This window comes from Pseudomonas sp. ArH3a (genome assembly GCF_022648765.1).
In the GTDB taxonomy this organism is placed as follows: Bacteria; Pseudomonadota; Gammaproteobacteria; order Pseudomonadales; family Pseudomonadaceae; genus Aquipseudomonas.
This window is the reverse complement of record NZ_CP080330.1, coordinates 1,155,708-1,174,877: the sequence shown is the minus strand read 5'-3', so window position 1 is coordinate 1,174,877 and position 19,170 is coordinate 1,155,708. Positions and strand designations below refer to the sequence as shown.

Sequence of the window (19,170 nt, the reverse complement as noted above, 5' to 3'; positions counted from 1 at the left end):
CTTACAGTTCAACGCCCTATCGAAAAAAAAGGCCCCGCAATGCGGGGCCTCCTCTTATCGCCATACAGGCTGGGCTCAGTGGAAGACGATTTCGTCGTTTTCCACCGTGGCCGCGACGCTGGTCCCCGGCATGAAGCTGCCCGACAAGATCAACTGCGCCAGCGGGTTCTCTATCCAGCGCTGAATCGCACGTTTGAGAGGCCGTGCGCCATACACCGGGTCGTAACCCACCGCGATCAGCTTGTCCAACGCCTCGCTGCTCAGCTCCAGGTCGAGTTCGCGCTCGGCCAGGCGGCTGCGCAGGCGGCCCAACTGGATCTCGGTGATGCCCGCGATCTGATCCCGCGCCAAAGGCTCGAAGATCACCACTTCATCGACCCGGTTGATAAATTCCGGGCGGAAGTGCGAGGTCAGCGCATCCATGACCGCAGCACGCTGCGCCTCACGATCGCCGACCAGTTCCTGGATTTGCGAGGAGCCCAGGTTGGAGGTCATCACGATCACCGTGTTGCGAAAATCCACGGTACGCCCGTGGCTGTCCGTCAAGCGGCCATCTTCCAGCACCTGCAGCAAGATGTTGAACACATCCGGGTGGGCCTTCTCGACCTCGTCCAGCAAGATCACCGAGTAAGGCTTGCGCCGCACGGCTTCGGTCAGGTAACCGCCCTCCTCGTAGCCCACATAGCCTGGTGGGGCACCAATCAAGCGCGCCACCGAGTGTTTCTCCATGAATTCGGACATATCGATCCGCACCATGGCCTCTTCGGTATCAAAGAGGAACTCGGCCAAGGCCTTGCACAGCTCGGTCTTACCCACGCCGGTCGGGCCGAGGAACATGAACGAGCCGCTCGGACGGTTCGGGTCGGACAAGCCGGCCCGGGAACGGCGTACCGCGTTGGACACCGCCACCACCGCCTCTTCCTGGCCAATAACGCGCTGGTGCAACAGGCTTTCCATTTTCAGCAGCTTGTCGCGCTCACCTTCGAGCATTTTCGACACGGGTATGCCGGTCCACTTCGAGACGACTTCGGCGATTTCTTCCTCCGTCACCTTGCTGCGCAGCAACTGGTTCTCGCTTTTGCCGTGCTGATCGACCATTTGCAGGCTGCGCTCCAGGTCCGGGATAACCCCGTACTGCAACTCAGCCATGCGGTTCAGGTCGCCTTTACGGCGTGCCGCTTCCAGTTCCTGACGGGACTGCTCGATTTTTTGCTGGATCTGAGCAGAACCCTGCACTTCGGCTTTTTCCGAGGTCCAGATTTCCTCGAGGTCCGAATACTCACGCTCCAAGCGCAGGATTTCTTCCTGGAGTTTTTCCAGGCGCTTCTTCGCCGCCTCGTCCTCTTCCTTCTTCAGTGCCTGGGATTCGACTTTCAGTTGAATCAGGCGCCGATCCAGGCGGTCGAGCACTTCCGGCTTGGAGTCGATCTCCATGCGAATGCGGCTGGCCGCTTCGTCGATCAGGTCAATGGCCTTGTCCGGCAACTGACGGTCAGTGATATAGCGATGGCTCAATTTGGCCGCCGCAATGATCGCGCCGTCAGTGATCGCCACCTTATGGTGGACCTCATAGCGTTCTTTCAGGCCACGCAGGATCGCGATGGTGTCTTCTTCACTCGGTTCTTCCACCAGTACTTTCTGGAAACGACGCTCAAGGGCTGCGTCCTTTTCAATGTACTGGCGGTATTCGTTGAGCGTGGTCGCACCAACGCAATGCAACTCACCCCGAGCCAGGGCTGGCTTGAGCATGTTGCCCGCGTCCATCGAGCCTTCGCCTTTACCGGCGCCGACCATGGTGTGCAGTTCGTCGATAAACAGAATGATCTGCCCGTCCTGCTTCGACAGCTCATTGAGCAGGGATTTCAGGCGCTCTTCGAACTCGCCACGGAACTTGGCACCGGCGATCAGCGAGCCCATGTCCAAAGACAGCAGGCGCTTGCCTTTAAGGCCGTCCGGCACTTCACCATTAATGATGCGTTGGGCCAAGCCTTCGGCAATCGCGGTTTTACCCACGCCAGGTTCACCGATCAGCACCGGGTTGTTCTTGGTGCGGCGTTGCAGCACTTGGATAGTGCGACGAATTTCGTCGTCACGGCCAATCACCGGGTCAAGCTTGCCTTCTTCGGCGCGCTTGGTCAGGTCGACGGTGTATTTATCCAGGGCCTGGCGCGACTCCTCATGGTTGGGGTCATTCACCGCTTCGCCGCCACGCAGGTTGTTGATGGCGTTTTCCAAGGCTTTCTTACTCACGCCCTGGCCCAGCAACAATTTGCCAAGCTTGCTGTTGTCGTCCATCGCGGCGAGCAGCACCAGTTCGCTGGAGATGAACTGGTCACCTTTCTGCTGGGCCAGACGATCCGCCTGGTTAAGCAGGCGCGCCAAGTCCTGCGACATGTTCACGTCGCCGGTAGGGTTTTGGATTTTCGGCAGTTGGTCGAGCTCTTTGCTCAACTCCTTGCGCAGGCTGTTGACGTCAAAGCCCACCTGCATCAGCAAGGGCTTGATAGAACCACCTTGCTGCTCCAGAAGCGCCTGCATCAAGTGAGCAGGCTCGATGGCCGGGTGGTCAAGGCCCACCGCCAAGGATTGAGAGTCAGATAAAGCCAACTGCAATTTGCTGGTTAAACGATCAATACGCATTAGTCACCTTCCTTTTGAGCAGGCCGGAGCTATAAACACATCCTGAATGAAGAAACCTGCCAGATACCCCTATAGATGGGGTGGATTCTGGAAGATTCAAGCGATCAATGGTCGATATGGACCAGGGTTGACCCAGATCAAGAGAGTCTAGCGGTCAAGCCAGATTAGGGAGGCAAACCGACCGGTGCGAGGGCTGCGGCGGTAAGAAAAGAAGCGCGGATCGGTCACGGTGCAGAAACCGCCACCATATATAGCGGTGACACCGCGCGCGGCCAGGCGCAGGCGTGCCAACTGGTAGATGTCGGCCAAGTACTTACCGGGGTTGTGGCTTGGAACGAAAGCTTCGGCGGTAATCGGCAGTTGCTCCATGAAGGCTTCACACACTTCCGGGCCAACTTCAAAAGCTTGCGGCCCGATTGCCGGGCCCAGCCAGACCAACACTTCGCCGGGTTCGGTGTTCAAGCTTTCAAAGGCTGCTTCCAATACGCCTGCTGCCAGCCCTCGCCAACCGGCATGGGCGGCCGCCACGCGAGTGCCGGCACGGTTGCAGAACAACGCGGGCAGGCAATCGGCGGTCATTGCTGTGCAGGCAATCCCAGGCGTGCTGGTCCAACTGCCATCGGCTTCGGCGATGCGCGACGGGTCAGCCTCGACCACGGTTGTCCCGTGGACTTGGCGCAGCCACGCAGGCTGAATATCAAAGGCATCGGTCAGACGACGGCGATTCTCAAGGACGGCCTCAAGGCTGTCTTCGACATGATCGCCCAGGTTAAGGCTGTCGAACGGCGCCAGACTGACGCCGCCCGCTCGGGTGGTAACGCAGGCTTTCACCCCGGCCGGCGCGGGCCAGTCAGGAATCAGCCAGTCACTCATCCGATAAACGCCTCACGATCCTGCTTGAGCAGCGACAACAACCAGACCAGATCGTCCGGAAGAGGCGATTCCCAGCTCATCCGCTTACCGCTCGTCGGATGGTCCAGTTCCAAGAACCGGGCATGCAGTGCCTGGCGCGGGAAGGACTTCAGCGATTCAACCATGGTCTGACTCGCCGCCGGCGGAATACGGAAGCGACCGCCGTAGGCCGGATCTCCGACCAACGGGAAGTTAATGTGCGCCATGTGCACGCGAATCTGGTGCGTACGACCGGTTTCCAGCTTGACCCGCACGTGAGTGTGGGACCGGAAACGCTCGAGTACACGGTAGTGGCTGACGGCCTGTTTGCCGCCCTCCATGACCGCCATACGCTGGCGCTGCTGGCCGTGTCGGCCGATAGGGGCGTTGATCTTGCCACCCGCTACCACCACGCCGATCACGATGCATTCGTAGATGCGGCTGACGCTACGGCTCTGCAATTGTGTGACCAACTGCGTCTGGGCCTGGATAGTCTTGGCCACCACCATCAAGCCGGTGGTGTCCTTGTCCAGGCGGTGCACGATGCCGCAGCGCGGGACATTGATGATGTCCGGCACGTGGTGCAACAGGGCATTGAGCAAGGTGCCATCAGCGTGCCCGGCCGCCGGGTGAACCACCAGGCCTGCGGGTTTATTGATGACCAGGATGTCGTCGTCTTCATAGACGATATCCAGCTCGATGTCCTGGGCGACCCATTCTCCCTGGGCTTCCTGCTCGGCAGTCAGCTCAAGAATCGCACCACCATGAACTATGTCTCGCGGGCGGATAACCGCTCCATCCACAGTCAGGCGGCCGTCTTTGATCCAGGCGGAAAGGCGCGAGCGCGAGTGCTCAGCGAATAATTGTGCGGCGACTTGATCGAGGCGTTGGCCGCCCAATTCGGACGGCACCTCTGCGCGAAGTTCAATTTTATCGGACATGCTCAGACTAGGCGTGGCACAGCCTTTGGTTTCGGCTGCGCGCTTGTGGTTAAATACGGCGTCTTTTGCCCCGAGGCTTTCAACGGGGCGCTCATCATAACAGGACGGCCCCGCCCAAGACAGCGGCCGTCATAGGGACGCAAGCCGCCATGCAAGTGAAACACCTGCTGCTGATCGCCATCCTCGCCATGACTGCTGCTTGCTCGTCAACAAAGGAAGTCGTCGACGAAAACCTGAGCGAAGTCGAGCTGTACCAACAAGCTCAAAAAGACTTGGACAATAATAGCTACACCAGCGCCACAGCGAAGCTGAAGGCCCTGGAGTCGCGCTATCCGTTCGGGCGCTACGCCGACCAGGCACAGCTCGAGCTGATCTACGCCAACTACAAGAACGCCGAGCCTGAGGCTGCCAAGTCTGCCGCCGAGCGTTTTATCCGGTTGCACCCGCAGCACCCGAACGTGGACTACGCCTACTACTTGAAGGGCCTGACCTCGTTCGACCAGGACGTTGGCTTGCTGGCGCGCTTCCTGCCGCTGGACATGACCAAGCGTGACCCGGGCGCTGCCCGCGACTCCTACAACGAGTTCGCCCAGCTGACCAGCCGCTACCCTAACAGCCGCTACGCGCCGGACGCCAAGCAGCGCATGATCTACCTGCGCAACCTGCTGGCGTCCTACGAGATTCACGTGGCCCACTACTACCTGACCCGTCAGGCGTACGTCGCTGCCGCCAACCGTGGCCGCTATGTAGTGGAAAACTTTCAGGAAACCCCATCCGTGGGTGACGGCCTGGCAGTGATGACCGAGGCTTACCAGCGCCTGCACCTGGACGCCCTGGCGACCACCAGCCTGGAAACCCTGAAACTCAACTACCCGGATCACCCAAGCCTGAAGGACGGCCAGTTCGTGCCTCAGGTTGCTGAAGCGGACAACCGTTCGTGGCTGAGCAAGTACACCTTGGGCCTGATCGAATCCCGTCCACCGCTGCCGCCGGGCGAAACCCGCGCCAACCAGGACGTGATGAAGCAGTTCCAGGATGCCAAGGAATCGATTCCTTCGGAGCTCAAGCCGCATGACGAAAACGGTGACGTGATCGAAGAGCAAGAGCCACAGGCCCTTGGCAACAACGAAGATCGCTCGTGGTTCAGCTACATGACGTTCGGCGTGTTTGACTGATTGCACCCGGCGTCATCAAGAAGGAGCCTTTCGAGGCTCCTTTTTTATTGCCGAGCATTATTGCGCTGTGCGCCTGCCACCACCTTGGCTAAACTGGCACATTCCCTGTCGAGAAACTGCCCATCATGCTCCGTCTACTGTTCTGGATTGCCGTCATTGCTGCCGCAGTATGGTTCTGGCGCAAATTCAAAAGCCCAGCCGCCAAACAGCAACGCGCCAGCGAGCCCGACGCCGCCTTGATGGTGCGCTGCGCCCACTGCGGCGTACACCTGCCGCAGAATCGCGCACTGAGCTCACGCCAAGAGTGGTATTGCACCCAGGCGCACCTGGAGCAAGGGCCGAAGTCTATCCAGCGTTGATCCGACCGGCGGGCGCATAGGGCGCCGGGTCGATGATCGGTGTACGCCCCAGCAACAAGTCGACAAACAACTGGCAGGATGCCGGGGCGAGCACCAGACCATTGCGGTAATGCCCGCAATTGAGCCACAGCCCTTTCACGCCAGGGACCTCGCCGATATAAGGAATACCTTCCGGCGAACCGGGCCGCAAACCGGCCCAGTGGCCCGCAACCTCGGCGTCCGCCAACGCGGGAATCAACTCCACAGCTGACGCTTTGAGGCTTTCCAGCGCCGATTCGGTCGGGGTCTTGTCGAACCCTTCATGCTCCAGCGTGCTGCCGATCAGAATGTGCCCATCCCGCCGCGGGATCGCATAGCGACCTTTGGCCAACACCATGCTCGATAAGAAATCCGACGCGCATTTGTACAAAATCATTTGGCCTTTGACCGGTTCTACGGGCAGTGACAAACCCAACGTGCCCAGCAACTCCCCGCTCCAGGCACCGGCAGCCAGTACGACCTGATCGCCAAGAACCTGCCCCGCAGCCGTGTTCACACCCACTACGTCTTCACCCTCAAGAACAAACCCAGCCACTTCGCACTGCTCATGGATGGTCACGCCGGGCAGCGCCAACAACGCCGACTTGAGGGATTTGACCAGTCGCGGGTTGCGCACATTGGCCACGTCCGCCATGTAGATCGCCTGGGAATACCCCCCGCCCAGCACCGGCACCGCATCATGGGCGGCCGACACATCAACTTTGCTCAGTGGTCGGCCTTCGCGTGCAGCCCAAGCCAGTGCCTCGGCCTCATCATCCAGGTCCAGCCAGTACAAGCCTGTGGTATGAACCTCTGGATCAATACCGGTGGCGGCGAACAATCGCTGCGCCAGTTGCGGGTAAAAATCCTGCGACCAGTGGGCCAGAGCAGTGACCGCCGGGCTGTAGCGCCACGGATACAGTGGCGAAACAATTCCGCCTCCCGCCCAAGAAGACTCCTGACCGAGGCCCGAACGCTCCAGCAGCACGACGGCCTGCCCTTGGGTGGCCAGGTTGTATGCCGTCAACAACCCGATTACTCCACCACCGACAATCACCACTTGCTGTTGCTTAGCCATCATTTGATCCAGCCGATAAAAAGGGAAAAGCGCACACGGCGCCCAATCATCCAGCACTCTCATCATTGCCCCCAGCACGCCTTGCGCGACATTTCAGGTGCCGCGCCCGGGTTGCTGCGCACACCTGAGCTGGTCAGGCTAAAGGCACCGCAAGGGTCGCCCACCATGACCGAGTCGACAACAGGCGTTGCCACCAGGCGAAATTCCTGGGGGTTTAATGCAGCGCTGATTCTATAGCGATCATTGCCCGCACTGACGCCGCTTGCATCAATAAAAGTGCCGTTGCGCGTGTAAAAACGCTCCAGGTAGTGCACTTGCTCGGACAACAACGCGACGATTTCTGCGCGATAGGCTTTTTTTACATGGCCGGTGTATCCGGGGTAAGCAATCCCGGCCAAAACCGCGATGATCGCTACAGCGATCAGTAACTCGATCAGGGTAAAACCTTGGCAATCCTTGCCCATTGATACGTACCTCATTGAAGTTGTCGCCATAAAACCCGACGAAATCGCGGGCCTGCCTCTTCGTTCACCTGGGCATACACCGTTTCCAAGACCGTGCGCGATTGGCCACTGAGCCCAACCGCCGTCACGCGGTACAACGCTGCAGCCGTTTGCGGCGGTAAACCCGCCAGCCCTATGCTCTGCCCCAGCGATTGAATGCCATACAAGCCGCCAGTCAAGGCAAACCAGCTGACCGCTGAAACAGGATTCGCCCCAACGCCCATTACCGAAAACGACTCCCCCGGCGGTGCGCAGGTACTGATCGACTTGCACAACGGCAGCACCACCCCTACGCGCCGGACAATCGACTCCCCAAGCCGCAAGCCGCTTTCGGCACTTTGAAATGATTGGTTGCGATGCCAGACGCCGCTGGCGATCTTTTGCTGGGACACGGCCCCTTGCATCGAGGCCAGGCCGATCAGTGACAACACCAACAAAAACACCAGACTAATTAGCAGGACCATGCCCGTCTGTCGCCGATAAAAGCAGTGATAGCTCTGCATGGTCGCCCTACCCCAACCGATTACGCAGCGCCGCCACGACACTGTAGGCCTGATCCTGAGCACGCCCGGCCGGGTCTTGCAGCGTCATCTGTATGCGTACGCTACGTATCAGCGACTCGTCAGCCGGGCTGGGGTCATAGCGTACGACCTGAGTCGAACCGGGTTTGGCCGCTACACCAAAACTGATGTCGAGCGCCTGTACGTTATCGACCAGCACCGTCCTGGCGGGCGTTGCGGGCGTGCTGACCTTCAATTGCCCTGCTTCAAAGGTGTAGGTGAGCTGGCGTATCGCAAACCGAATTTGGCCGGGTGCTGGCGGCGGCGAGCTGCCCGCATAGGCTTGGGCGGCGCTGGTGCAGTCGGAGAGTACCGTCCAGTCAGGCTTGCCACCCTCACTTGCTGCATCGGCGGTGACCACCGTCAATGACTTGGAGCTGCCTGTGGCACTCCACCCAACCGGTCGATCAAAGACCGCTGGCGCGTTATCGATGTAGGCCGTCGCCAAGCAGCCAAACATGCCCGCCTGGCGAATATCCTGAATCATCTTGCCTAGCACAAAGCGCGCATCATCCTGCAGCAGCATGGCGGCCTGCTGACTGGCGTGGGTAATCCGGGCACTGATGGCTACTTGGCTGACACCGAGTATCAGCACCAGCCCGACTGCCAGCGCCAGCAACAGCTCCACCAGGCTGAAGCCCCGCGAAAGGCGACTCATTGCGTCACCCCCAACTCGCCGGCAATGCGACTGGTGAGGGTGAAGGTTTCTCGCGCTCCACCGGTGTTCGCGCTTCTGGCGTCATCCCAGGTAATGCTGACGGTTACCTCGCTGCCGCTGACCACCACGGAACCTTTGGCGCTGGCCCCAGCGAACCCGACGATATTGGCTTCGAAATCATGCAGGTCCACGTCACGCACGCTGGCGCTGGAGGTAATGGGCGGTGCACCTTCAGTTCGGCCCCATGAGTAATTGACACCCGAGTTGGCGCGAACCCGGTCCAGCATGTCGTAGGCAATGAAACTGGCCTGGCTGATCATCCTTGCACCGTCGGTGTACTTGAGCGCATTGAGCTGAATCACCGCCGCACCCAGCAGGCCAACCGCGAGAATCAGTACCGCCACCAGCACCTCGATCAACGTCATGCCGGATTGGAGCCTGGGTAAAACACAGGCAGCGTGTGTGTTCGGGTAAGCAAGCATTACCGTCGTCATCCCTGTCGAAGGCCGAAAAAAAGCAGGAAAACCCTGCTGTGCGGCCCAAGACTAGCGCCGGTTTTTGACTCGTGCTGCTTCCGGAATAAAGGGAAATACTTTGGACATAAAGGCCATCATCCACCACCAGGACCGAGAGGCTATACCTATGCCTGTCACCGGCAACACTGACCACGTCCACGGAGGGACGGCACATGAGACAACACGGATTCACCCTGATCGAACTGCTGCTCAGCGTGGTTCTGAGTGGCATCTTGGCGAACCTGGCAATACCCGGTTTTAAAGGTTTACTTGAATCGCAGCAGCGACAAACTGCTGCGCAGGCCTTGGCCGGCGGGCTGCGCTACGCACGCACCGAGGCCATTGCACGCAATCGTGCGGTGGTCATTTATGCGCGGAATGAGGACTGGAGCCAGGGATGGCGGGTGATACTGGACGAGAGCGGGCGCGGCAACCTGGACGACGACAACCCGGTACTGCTGGAGCGACAGGACAGCGGGCGAATACCGATCGTGGGCAATGGGCCGGTGAAAAGCCAAGTGCGCTTCAGCGGGTTGGGCGAGCCGATATTTTCAGCGGGAGGTTTCCGCGCGGGCACCGTGCATGTGTGCGACGCGGACAAGGCGCAAAGCCTGTTTCAGGTGGTGCTCGCCCCCAGTGGACGCATCAGCCTGCGCAGTGAGGCCACCGAGCAGGCGTTGTGCCGGAATGATTCCGGCACCTTTGCACTCACAGCAGCGAGCGAACCCGCAGTTCCTTGGGCATGGAGAACGTGATGTTCTCTTCACGACCGGCCAATTCATCGGCACCGGTGGCGCCCCAGGCCTGCAGTTGCTGGATCACACCACGCACCAAGACTTCCGGAGCCGAAGCGCCGGCCGTAATGCCGATACGCTCAACACCGTCGAACCAGCTGCGCTGCATGTCTTCGGCGCCGTCGATCAGGTACGCCGGTGTGGCCATGCGCTCAGCCAACTCGCGCAAACGGTTGGAGTTGGAGCTATTAGGGCTGCCGACCACCAGCACTACATCGCATTCATCGGCCAGTTGCTTGACCGCGTCTTGACGGTTTTGCGTGGCGTAGCAGATGTCATCTTTGCGCGGGCCGCCGATGGCTGGGAAGCGCGTGCGCAGGGCATCGATCACACGGCTGGTGTCGTCCATCGACAACGTGGTCTGCGTGACAAAGGCCAACCGCTCGGGGTTTTGCACCTGCAAGTTGGCGACGTCTTTTTCGTCTTCCACCAGGTAGATGGCGCCGCCATTGCTGGCGTCGTATTGGCCCATGGTGCCTTCGACTTCCGGGTGGCCGGCGTGGCCGATCAGGATGCATTCACGGCCGTCGCGACTGTAACGTGCGACTTCGATGTGCACCTTGGTCACCAGTGGGCAGGTGGCGTCGAATACTTTCAGGCCACGGCCGGCAGCTTCGGTACGCACGGCCTGGGAAACGCCGTGGGCGCTGAAGATGACGATAACGTCGTCCGGCACCTGGTCGAGTTCTTCGACAAAAATGGCACCGCGTGCGCGCAGGTCTTCAACCACGAATTTGTTGTGGACAACTTCATGGCGCACGTAAATCGGCGGCCCGAAGACTTCCAAGGCGCGATTGACGATTTCGATCGCCCGGTCCACACCGGCGCAAAAGCCACGGGGGTTGGCGAGTTTGATTTGCATGCTGTGCCTCGTGTCTTGCAGGGCAAGAAATTGGATCATTGCAACCGCAGGCGCGGCTGGTCTCTATTTAACAACACGAATCAAATGTGGGAGCGGGCTTGCTCGCGAAAGCGGTGTGTCAGCCAACATATTTACTGAATGTGCCTCAGCATTCGCGAGCAAGCCCGCTCCCACACTTGCTATGTTTCGTCAGTTAGAGCGCTTTAACGTCGAAGATTTCAACGTCAAACGTCAAGGTTTTACCGGCCAGCGGGTGATTGAAGTCGATGGTCACTTGCGCGTCATCAAAGGTTTTCACCACACCGGGCAGCTCGGTATTCGCCGCATCGTTGAAGATCACCAGCAAGCCTTCCGACAGGTCCATGTCTTGGAACTGCGAACGCGGGATGATCTGCACGTTTTGCGGGTTGGGCTGGCCAAAGGCGTTTTCCGGCTGGATCTGCAGGGTACGCTTGTCGCCGGCCTTGAAACCGAACAGGGCCGCTTCAAAACCCGGCAGCAGGTTGCCATCGCCGACCTTGAAGGTCGCCGGTGCTTTGTCGAACGTACTGTCGACCGTGTCGCCATTCTCCAGGCGCAGTGCAAAATGCAAAGTGACTTCCGTGTTCTGGCCGATGCGTTGCTCAGCCAATACCTGATCAGTCATTGACGGTCTCTCCGGTTTTCTTACTTTTGAACATGTCCAACGCCAGCATAATTGCACCGACGGTGATGGCGCTGTCGGCAAAGTTGAACGCCGGGAAATACCAGCGGTTCTGCCAATGCACCAGGATAAAGTCGATCACATGGCCCAAGGCAATGCGGTCGTACAGGTTGCCCAGCGCGCCGCCCAGCACCAGGGCCAAGGCGATAGCCAGCCAGGTGTCATCGCGGCCCAAGCGTTTGAGCCAGACTACCAACACCGCACTGACCACCACGGCGATCACGGCGAACAGCCATCGCTGCCAGCCACCGCCATCAGCGAGGAAGCTGAAGGCGGCGCCGGTGTTGTAGGCCAAGGTCCAGCTGAAGTAGTCAGGAATGACCACGATCTGCTGGTACATCTGTAAGGCGCCTTCGAAATGAGCCTTGCTGAGCTGGTCGATAACCAGCACCAGCACGCTCAGTACGAGCCAGCCCAGACGTCCGAAACGGCTGGCTTTAGGCATAATGGCGAACCTCGCCGGCACCGCTGATGTTGTCGACGCAACGACCGCAGATTTCCGGATGCTCAGGGTTCATGCCAACGTCTTCACGGCAGTGCCAGCAACGCGCGCACTTAGGGAAGGCCGACTTGACCACTTGAAGCTTGAGACCAGGCACTTCGGTAGCCACGGCGTCCGCTGGCGCCTGGGCAAACGGTGCAAGGCTGGCGGTCGAGGTGATCAACACGAAGCGCAGTTCGTTGCTCAGTTTGGCCAGGTCGGCGGTCAGGCCTTCCTCGGCAAACAGGGTGACTTCGGCCTGCAAGTTGCCGCCAACAGCCTTGGCCGCGCGCTGCACTTCCAGCTCCTTGTTCACCGCAACCTTGACGGCCATCACGCCTTCCCAGTACTCGCGGCCCAGTTCGAAGTCTGCCGGCAGTTCGGTCAAGCCTTCGTACCAGGTGTTGAGCATCACCGATTCGTTACGCTCGCCCGGCAGGTATTCCCACAGCTCATCGGCGGTGAAGGCCAGGATCGGCGCGATCCAACGCACCAGCGCTTCAGAGATGTGATACAGCGCGGTCTGCGCCGAACGGCGCGCCTTGCTGTTGGCGCCGGTGGTGTACTGGCGATCCTTGATGATGTCGAGGTAGAAACCACCCAGCTCCTGCACGCAGAAGTTGTGGATCTTGGAATACACGTTCCAGAAGCGGTATTCGCCGTAGTGCTCCTGCAACTCACGCTGCAGCAACAGGGTACGGTCCACGGCCCAACGGTCCAAGGCGAGCATTTCCTCGGCTGGCAGGATGTCGGTGGCTGGATTGAAACCGGTCAGGTTCGACAGCATGAAGCGTGCGGTATTGCGGATACGGCGGTAGGCATCGGCGCTACGGGCCAGGATCTGGTCCGACACGGCGATTTCGCCCGAGTAATCGGTCGAGGCCACCCACAGACGCATAATGTCGGCGCCCAAGGTGTCGTTGATCTTTTTCGGCTCGATCACGTTCTTCAGCGACTTGGACATCTTGCGGCCCGTCTCGTCGACGGTGAAGCCGTGGGTCAGCAGTTCGCGGTACGGCGCGTGGTTGTCGATGGCGCAACCGGTCAGCAACGACGAGTGGAACCAGCCACGGTGTTGGTCCGAGCCTTCCAGGTACAGGTCGGCACGCGGGCCGGTCTCGTGGCCCATCGGGTGCGAACCGCGCAGCACGTGCCAGTGAGTGGTGCCGGAGTCGAACCACACATCGAGGGTGTCGCTGATCTTGTCGTACAGCGGCGCTTCGTCGCCCAGCAGTTCGGCGGCGTCCAGTTTGAACCAGGCTTCGATGCCTTCCTGTTCAACGCGCAGGGCCACTGCTTCCATCAGTTCGACGGTGCGTGGGTGCAGTTCGCCGCTTTCCTTATTCAGGAAGAACGGGATCGGCACGCCCCAGTTACGCTGACGGGAGATACACCAGTCCGGACGGTTAGCGATCATCGAGTGCAGGCGCGCCTGGCCCCAGGCCGGTACGAATTGGGTGTCTTCGATGGCTTTCAGCGAGCGCACACGCAGGGTGTCACCGCTGACCGGCTCTTTGTCCATGCCGATGAACCACTGCGCGGTGGCGCGGTAGATCAGCGGGCTCTTGTGACGCCAGCAGTGCATGTAGCTGTGCTTGATGGTTTCGGTTTGCATCAGCGCACCGACTTCACGCAGCTTGTCGATGATCGGCTGGTCGGCCTTGAAAATGAACTGGCCGCCGAAGAACTCCAGCGAAGGCGCATAAACGCCGTTGCTTTGCACCGGGTTGATGATGTCATCGTTGACCATGCCGTACTTCTTGCAGATCACAAAGTCGTCCACGCCATAGGCGGGCGAGCAGTGAACCACGCCAGTACCCGAACCCAGCTCAACGTAGTCAGCCAGGTACACCGGCGACAGACGGTCATAGAACGGGTGACGGAAGTTGATCAGTTCCAGCGCGGTGCCGGTAGTGGTGGCGATCACCGAACCTTGCAGCTCGTAGCGAGCCAGGCAGGCCTCCACCATTTCCTCGGCCAGCACTAGCAGGCGATCACCGACGTCCACCAGGGCGTAGGTGAATTCCGGGTGCACGTTAAGCGCTTGGTTGGCCGGGATGGTCCACGGGGTGGTGGTCCAGATCACGATGGCAGCCGGCTTGCTCAGGCTCGCCAGGCCAAAAGCCCCGGCCAGCTTGGCGTCGTCGGCGATCGGGAAGGCCACGTCGATAGTCGAGGACTTCTTCTCTTCGTACTCGACTTCCGCTTCGGCCAGGGCCGAACCGCAGTCAAAGCACCAGTTCACGGGCTTGAGGCCCTTGAACACGAAACCGCCCTTGACGATTTCGGCCAAGGCGCGGATTTCCCCGGCCTCGTTCTTGAAGTTCATGGTCTTGTACGGGTTGTCCCACTCGCCCAATACGCCCAGGCGGATGAATTCGGACTTCTGCCCTTCGATTTGCTCGGTGGCGTAGGCACGGCACAGTTCGCGGGTTTTATCCGCGCCCAGGTTCTTGCCGTAGGTCACTTCGACTTTGTGTTCGATCGGCAGGCCGTGGCAGTCCCAGCCCGGGACATAAGGTGCGTCAAAACCCGAAAGGGTTTTGGAGCGCAAGATCATGTCCTTGAGAATTTTGTTCAGCGCATGACCGATGTGAATCGTGCCGTTGGCATAAGGAGGGCCGTCGTGCAGGACGAATTTCGGACGATCCTTGCCAATTTCGCGCAACTTTCCGTACAGGCCAATACTGTCCCAGCGCTGCAGGATCTGCGGTTCGCGCTGTGGCAGGCCGGCCTTCATTGGGAAGGCGGTGTCCGGAAGGTTTAGCGTGGCTTTATAGTCGGTCATTTAAGGCTCTTCGGTTAGCGATGGGCGCTAGGTGCGGCTAGTGCACGGGCGGCGGCGACATCCGCATTGATCGCCGTTTTCAACGCCTCAAGTGAGGCGAAACGCTGCTCTTCACGCAGCTTCTGGTGGAAAACCACCGTCAAACGCCGGTCATACAAATCACCGGCAAAATCCAAAAGGTGAACTTCCAGGTGGGCCTTGCCATCACCTGCAACCGTGGGCCTGACGCCTATGTTGGCGACTCCCGGCCACGATTGGCCGTCGATGTCGACACTCACCAGATAAACCCCGGTGAGCGGTACACGACGGCGCTTGAGTTGCACGTTGGCGGTTGGCGTGCCCAGTTGGCGCGCCAGCTTCTGGCCGTGCAGTACCCGCCCGGCAATGCGGAACGGGCGACCGAGCAAACGCTCAGCCAAGGCGAAGTCGGCAGCGGCCAGGGCGTTACGCACCTGGGTACTGCTCACGCGCAGGCCGTCCAGTTCGACGGTTTGCGCGGCTTCGACGGTAAAACCTTGAATCACACCAGCGTGCTGCAGGAAATCGAAATCGCCGACGCGGTCGCAACCGAAGCGGAAGTCGTCGCCGACTTCCAGGTGCTGCACGCCCAGGCCGTCCACCAGGATACGGTCGACGAACTCGGCGGCGCTGAGGCTTTGCAAGCGCTGGTTGAAAGCCAGGCAAAGCACACGGTCCACGCCCTCTTCGGCCAGCAACTGCAACTTGTCGCGCAAGCGGGCCAGACGTGCCGGCGCCGTTTCCGGGGTGAAGAATTCCCGTGGCTGTGGCTCAAAAATCACCACGCAGCTGGGCACGCCCAACTCGACCGCACGTTCACGCAGCCGGCCCAGGATAGCCTGGTGGCCACGGTGAACACCGTCAAAGTTGCCAATAGTGGCGACGCAGCCCCGATGCTCGGGGCGCAGGTTGTGGAGACCTCGAACCAGCTGCATAACGCGCTTCTTGCTCATAAAGTGGTCGATTATAACCACACCCAGCCCCGGACGACAGGCAACAGCGCAGGCCAAATGGATCGAATCGATAAAACAACCGTTTTATCGCCGGAAAGTCTCTAGCTCAGCGACTTGCGATTGAAATCCCGCAGGCGAAAACCCTGCAGCAGCAACATCCCGAAGTACACCACCACACCGGCGACCACCAATACACCCAGGCGCAGGAAGCGCTCCAGCATATGGCCTTGGTCCCAGGCCGGCATAAAGTGCATCAGGCCAAGCAATACCGCCGACATGGCTGCCACCGCCACCACCAGCTTGAGCGCAAACATGCCCCAGCCTGGCTGCGGTTGGAACATCTGCTGCTTGCGCAGTTGATAAAACAGCAGGCCGGCATTGATGCAGGCACCGACGCTGATGGCCAGGGCCAAGCCGGCATGGGCCAGCGGGCCGATAAACACCAGGTTGAGCAGTTGCGTGACGATCAGGGTGAAAATCGCGATTTTGACCGGCGTGCGGATGTTTTGCTGGGCGTAGAAGCCCGGAGCCAGCACCTTGATCACAATAATGCCGAGCAGGCCGACGGAATAAGCCACCAGCGCGTGCTGAGTCATCAATGCATCATGTGCGTCGAATTGGCCGTATTGGAACAACGCGACGGTCAGCGGCTCGGCCAGGATCCCCAGCGCCAGGGAGCACGGCAGCACCAGCATAAAGCACAGGCGCAAGCCCCAATCGAGGATGCGCGAGTACTCCTGGCGGTCCTTGCTGGCATAGGTGCGCGCCAGGGTCGGCAGCAAAATCGTGCCCAAGGCCACGCCGAGCACACCGGACGGTAACTCCATCAGGCGATCGGCGTAATACATCCACGACACGGAGCCTGAGACCAACAACGAGGCGAACGCGGTGTTGATGATCAGGGAGATCTGACTGACGGAAACCCCGAGGATCGCCGGCAGCATGTTGCGCATCACGCGCCATACGCCGGTGTCTTTGAGGTTCAGGCGCGGCAGCACGAGCATGCCGATCCTTTTAAGGTGCGGCAGCTGGTAGAGCAACTGCGCCAGGCCGCCGGCCAGCACGGCCCAGCCCAGGGCCATCACCGGCGGGTCGAAGTACGGCGTGAGGAACAGCGCAAAAATAATCATGCTGACGTTCAGCAAGGTCGGCACGAAGGCCGGCACCGAAAAGCGGTTCCAGGTGTTGAGGATCGCCCCGGCCAGGGACGACAGGGAAATCAGCAATATATAAGGAAAGGTCACCCGCAACAGATCAGTGGTCAGCGCGAATTTTTCCGGGGTGTTGGCAAAACCTGGCGCCGTGGCCCAGATCACCCAGGGCGCGGCGAGCATGCCGGCGATGGTCACCAGCATCAGCACCAGGGTCAGCAGGCCCGAAACGTACGCAATAAAAGTGCGGGTCGCCTCTTCGCCCTGCTGGGTCTTGTATTCGGCCAGGATCGGCACGAAAGCTTGGGAAAAAGCCCCCTCGGCGAAGATCCGCCGCAGCAGGTTGGGCAGTTTAAAGGCAATAAAGAACGCATCCGTGGCCATGCTGGCGCCAAAAATACGCGCCAGCAGGGTGTCACGCACGAACCCTAATACCCGGGAAATCATCGTGATAGAGCTGACGGCAGCCAACGACTTGAGCAGATTCATTGAAAGAGTTTGCGCCTATAGATAAAGAGCAGGCGAACTAAGCGCCCACTTATGCGATACTGCGCGCCTGCAACAGCACAGAGCCAAAGCTCGCGAGTTTACAGGTCAAGCGCCGGAAATAAATCACCCGCCTCTTCAGATCGACCACTCAGCAGTTCGCATCAGCCGCCCTTGACAACCCATCAAGTCATCGGCATGATTCGCGGCCTATTTTGTTTGCTATTTCCTAAAAAGTCTTTCGAGGAGCTCGACGGTGGCCAACACACCTTCCGCCAAAAAACGTGCAAAACAGGCTGAGAAGCGTCGCAGCCACAACGCCAGCCTGCGATCCATGGTTCGTACCTACATCAAGAATGTAGTTAAAGCCATCGACACCAAAGACGCTGAAAAAGCCCAAGCTGCTTACGTTCTGGCCGTGCCAGTTATCGACCGTATGGCCGATAAAGGCATCATCCACAAGAACAAGGCCGCTCGTCATAAGAGCCGCCTGAATGGCCACATCAAGGCTCTGAACGTCGCTGCAGCAGCCTAAGTGGTAATAACTGCCGCGTAGCCTAGGTTACGTAACAGTTAAGAAATGCCCCGTACCGAAAGGTCCGGGGCATTTTTGTTTGTGCCTTATATAGACGGCGCGCGCAGTTCAAAATGTGGGAGCGGGGTGTGAGATAGATATTTTCAAACAAAAAAAACGCCCCGAACCAGTCGGGGCGTTTTTGCTAGCAGCTGATTAAACCATCAATCAGTGCTGGTGACCGCCTTCACCGTGAACGTGGCCGTGAGCAACTTCTTCTTGGGAGGCGTCGCGGATCGCAACGATCTTCACTTGGAAGTTCAGACGCTGGCCAGCCAGTGGGTGGTTACCGTCGACAGTCACGTCGTCGCCGTCCAGGTCGCGGATGGTGACGATCTGCATTTGGCCGTCCGGCGCGGAAGCGTGAAACTGCATGCCCACTTCCAGTTCGTCAACGCCTTCGAACATGCTGCGGCTCAAGGTGCTAACCAGTTCGGCGGAATATTCGCCGTAAGCCTCTTCAGGTTCTACGGCGACGGTCAGTTCGTCACCGACGTTCTTGCCTTCCAGAGCCTTTTCCAGGCCCGGGATGATGTTACCTGCGCCTTGCAGGTAGACCAGCGGCGCGCCGCCGGCGGAGCTGTCGATGACCTCACCAGCGTCGTTGGTCAGGGTATAGTCGATGGAGACAGCCTTGTTAGCGGCGATCGTCATGGGGCGAGACCTTTTGCATAAGAATGAAGAACGGACAAGTCTAAACAAGGATTTGCCCGAAAGCGAACACAACCCGGACAGACGGGGTCGATCAACGGCATCCTTCATCATCGGCTTTCGCCAGGATGACGACCAGCATTGGGTTGCCGAGCTGTCCTGCTGCCACACCCAACACCTGCGCCATCTGCCGCCCTGGCAGTCCCGCGCCTGGGTACTCGACCCCGCGCAACGCGTTGAAAAAATAGGCCAACCCTTTGCGTGCGGCTGGTGTGCGCAAGAGCACGAATAACGATAACCTTGGTGCCTGATTCCCGGTAGGCGCTCAACCATAGAGCGCCACCGAAGCCATGCACCTCCAGAGAATTCGC

The 19,170-nt window shown here is 59.6% G+C and carries 20 protein-coding genes; 5 read left to right on the top strand and 15 right to left on the bottom strand.

What is annotated here, in order from left to right; all coding sequences use genetic code 11:
* Nucleotides 1–75: 75 nt before the first annotated feature.
* The 3 genes from clpB to rluD all read right to left on the bottom strand — a co-directional run bounded on the left by clpB (nucleotide 76) and on the right by rluD (nucleotide 4,472).
* On the bottom strand, nucleotides 76–2,640 hold the full coding sequence (gene clpB, locus K0P33_RS05175) for an ATP-dependent chaperone ClpB (RefSeq protein WP_083360211.1): 2,565 nt from the start codon (nucleotides 2,638–2,640) through the stop codon (nucleotides 76–78).
* Between the two features lie 147 nt (nucleotides 2,641–2,787).
* Nucleotides 2,788–3,513, bottom strand: coding sequence for a peptidoglycan editing factor PgeF (gene pgeF, locus K0P33_RS05170; protein WP_242154305.1), 726 nt, complete (start codon nucleotides 3,511–3,513; stop codon nucleotides 2,788–2,790).
* A complete protein-coding gene (gene rluD / locus K0P33_RS05165; protein WP_005784662.1) occupies nucleotides 3,510–4,472 on the bottom strand; it encodes a 23S rRNA pseudouridine(1911/1915/1917) synthase RluD in 963 nt (320 codons plus the stop codon). The genes pgeF and rluD overlap by 4 nt, the downstream gene beginning before the upstream one ends.
* 149 nt (nucleotides 4,473–4,621) lie before the next feature.
* On the opposite strand from rluD, the gene K0P33_RS05160 reads away from it, so the two are divergent.
* Nucleotides 4,622–5,647, top strand: a complete 1,026-nt coding sequence (locus K0P33_RS05160; RefSeq protein WP_094948938.1) for an outer membrane protein assembly factor BamD — start codon at nucleotides 4,622–4,624, stop codon at nucleotides 5,645–5,647.
* 125 nt (nucleotides 5,648–5,772) lie between these two features.
* The gene (locus K0P33_RS05155) at nucleotides 5,773–6,006 is read left to right on the top strand and encodes a PP0621 family protein (protein ID WP_094948937.1); all 234 of its coding nucleotides are present in this window, start codon (nucleotides 5,773–5,775) and stop codon (nucleotides 6,004–6,006) included.
* On the opposite strand, the gene thiO is transcribed toward K0P33_RS05155, so the two are convergent.
* From thiO to pilV, 5 genes are all read right to left on the bottom strand, one after another.
* The gene (thiO, locus tag K0P33_RS05150; RefSeq protein ID WP_242154302.1) at nucleotides 5,993–7,102 is read right to left on the bottom strand and encodes a glycine oxidase ThiO; all 1,110 of its coding nucleotides are present in this window, start codon (nucleotides 7,100–7,102) and stop codon (nucleotides 5,993–5,995) included. The genes K0P33_RS05155 and thiO overlap by 14 nt on opposite strands.
* Before the next feature lie 62 nt (nucleotides 7,103–7,164).
* Nucleotides 7,165–7,566 (bottom strand): type IV pilin protein, encoded by a 402-nt coding sequence (locus K0P33_RS05145; protein ID WP_242155994.1) that lies wholly within the window; start codon nucleotides 7,564–7,566, stop codon nucleotides 7,165–7,167.
* Nucleotides 7,567–7,577: 11 nt separating this feature from the next.
* Nucleotides 7,578–8,069: a PilX N-terminal domain-containing pilus assembly protein gene (locus tag K0P33_RS05140; protein ID WP_094948934.1), complete on the bottom strand. Its 492-nt coding sequence runs from the start codon at nucleotides 8,067–8,069 to the stop codon at nucleotides 7,578–7,580.
* Nucleotides 8,070–8,115: 46 nt separating this feature from the next.
* A complete protein-coding gene (locus tag K0P33_RS05135; protein ID WP_242154300.1) occupies nucleotides 8,116–8,823 on the bottom strand; it encodes a prepilin-type N-terminal cleavage/methylation domain-containing protein in 708 nt (235 codons plus the stop codon).
* Nucleotides 8,820–9,305, bottom strand: coding sequence for a type IV pilus modification protein PilV (gene pilV, locus K0P33_RS05130; protein WP_094948932.1), 486 nt, complete (start codon nucleotides 9,303–9,305; stop codon nucleotides 8,820–8,822). Before pilV ends, K0P33_RS05135 begins: the two co-directional genes overlap by 4 nt.
* Nucleotides 9,306–9,511: 206 nt before the next feature.
* Here pilV and K0P33_RS05125 point away from each other — a divergent pair, with 206 nt between their 5' ends.
* Nucleotides 9,512–10,093 (top strand): GspH/FimT family pseudopilin, encoded by a 582-nt coding sequence (locus K0P33_RS05125; protein ID WP_242154291.1) that lies wholly within the window; start codon nucleotides 9,512–9,514, stop codon nucleotides 10,091–10,093.
* Here K0P33_RS05125 and ispH read toward each other — a convergent pair.
* The 6 genes from ispH to murJ all read right to left on the bottom strand — a co-directional run bounded on the left by ispH (nucleotide 10,047) and on the right by murJ (nucleotide 17,577).
* Nucleotides 10,047–10,994 (bottom strand): 4-hydroxy-3-methylbut-2-enyl diphosphate reductase, encoded by a 948-nt coding sequence (gene ispH, locus K0P33_RS05120; protein WP_083360219.1) that lies wholly within the window; start codon nucleotides 10,992–10,994, stop codon nucleotides 10,047–10,049. The two genes, K0P33_RS05125 and ispH, sit on opposite strands and share 47 nt — an antisense overlap.
* A 193-nt stretch (nucleotides 10,995–11,187) precedes the next feature.
* Nucleotides 11,188–11,625: an FKBP-type peptidyl-prolyl cis-trans isomerase gene (gene fkpB, locus K0P33_RS05115; RefSeq protein ID WP_176462883.1), complete on the bottom strand. Its 438-nt coding sequence runs from the start codon at nucleotides 11,623–11,625 to the stop codon at nucleotides 11,188–11,190.
* A gap of 7 nt (nucleotides 11,626–11,632) precedes the next feature.
* Nucleotides 11,633–12,142 carry a signal peptidase II gene (lspA, locus tag K0P33_RS05110; RefSeq protein WP_094948929.1) on the bottom strand — a complete coding sequence of 170 codons (510 nt, stop codon included), beginning with the start codon at nucleotides 12,140–12,142 and terminating at the stop codon, nucleotides 11,633–11,635.
* Nucleotides 12,135–14,966, bottom strand: coding sequence for an isoleucine--tRNA ligase (ileS, locus tag K0P33_RS05105; protein ID WP_094948928.1), 2,832 nt, complete (start codon nucleotides 14,964–14,966; stop codon nucleotides 12,135–12,137). The genes lspA and ileS overlap by 8 nt, the downstream gene beginning before the upstream one ends.
* A 14-nt stretch (nucleotides 14,967–14,980) precedes the next feature.
* Nucleotides 14,981–15,919: a bifunctional riboflavin kinase/FAD synthetase gene (gene ribF / locus K0P33_RS05100; protein ID WP_094948927.1), complete on the bottom strand. Its 939-nt coding sequence runs from the start codon at nucleotides 15,917–15,919 to the stop codon at nucleotides 14,981–14,983.
* A 119-nt stretch (nucleotides 15,920–16,038) separates the two neighbouring features.
* Nucleotides 16,039–17,577 (bottom strand): murein biosynthesis integral membrane protein MurJ, encoded by a 1,539-nt coding sequence (gene murJ / locus K0P33_RS05095; protein ID WP_242154289.1) that lies wholly within the window; start codon nucleotides 17,575–17,577, stop codon nucleotides 16,039–16,041.
* 253 nt (nucleotides 17,578–17,830) lie between these two features.
* Between murJ and rpsT the strand changes: the two genes are divergently transcribed.
* Nucleotides 17,831–18,109: a 30S ribosomal protein S20 gene (gene rpsT, locus K0P33_RS05090; protein ID WP_003171647.1), complete on the top strand. Its 279-nt coding sequence runs from the start codon at nucleotides 17,831–17,833 to the stop codon at nucleotides 18,107–18,109.
* 207 nt (nucleotides 18,110–18,316) lie between these two features.
* Here the strand turns inward: rpsT and K0P33_RS05085 are convergent, their stop codons facing one another.
* Nucleotides 18,317–18,802, bottom strand: a complete 486-nt coding sequence (locus tag K0P33_RS05085) for a peptidylprolyl isomerase (protein ID WP_094948925.1) — start codon at nucleotides 18,800–18,802, stop codon at nucleotides 18,317–18,319.
* Here K0P33_RS05085 and K0P33_RS05080 point away from each other — a divergent pair.
* A complete protein-coding gene (locus K0P33_RS05080) occupies nucleotides 18,771–19,091 on the top strand; it encodes a DUF3565 domain-containing protein (protein WP_347341850.1) in 321 nt (106 codons plus the stop codon). The genes K0P33_RS05085 and K0P33_RS05080 overlap by 32 nt on opposite strands.
* Nucleotides 19,092–19,170: the final 79 nt, after the last annotated feature.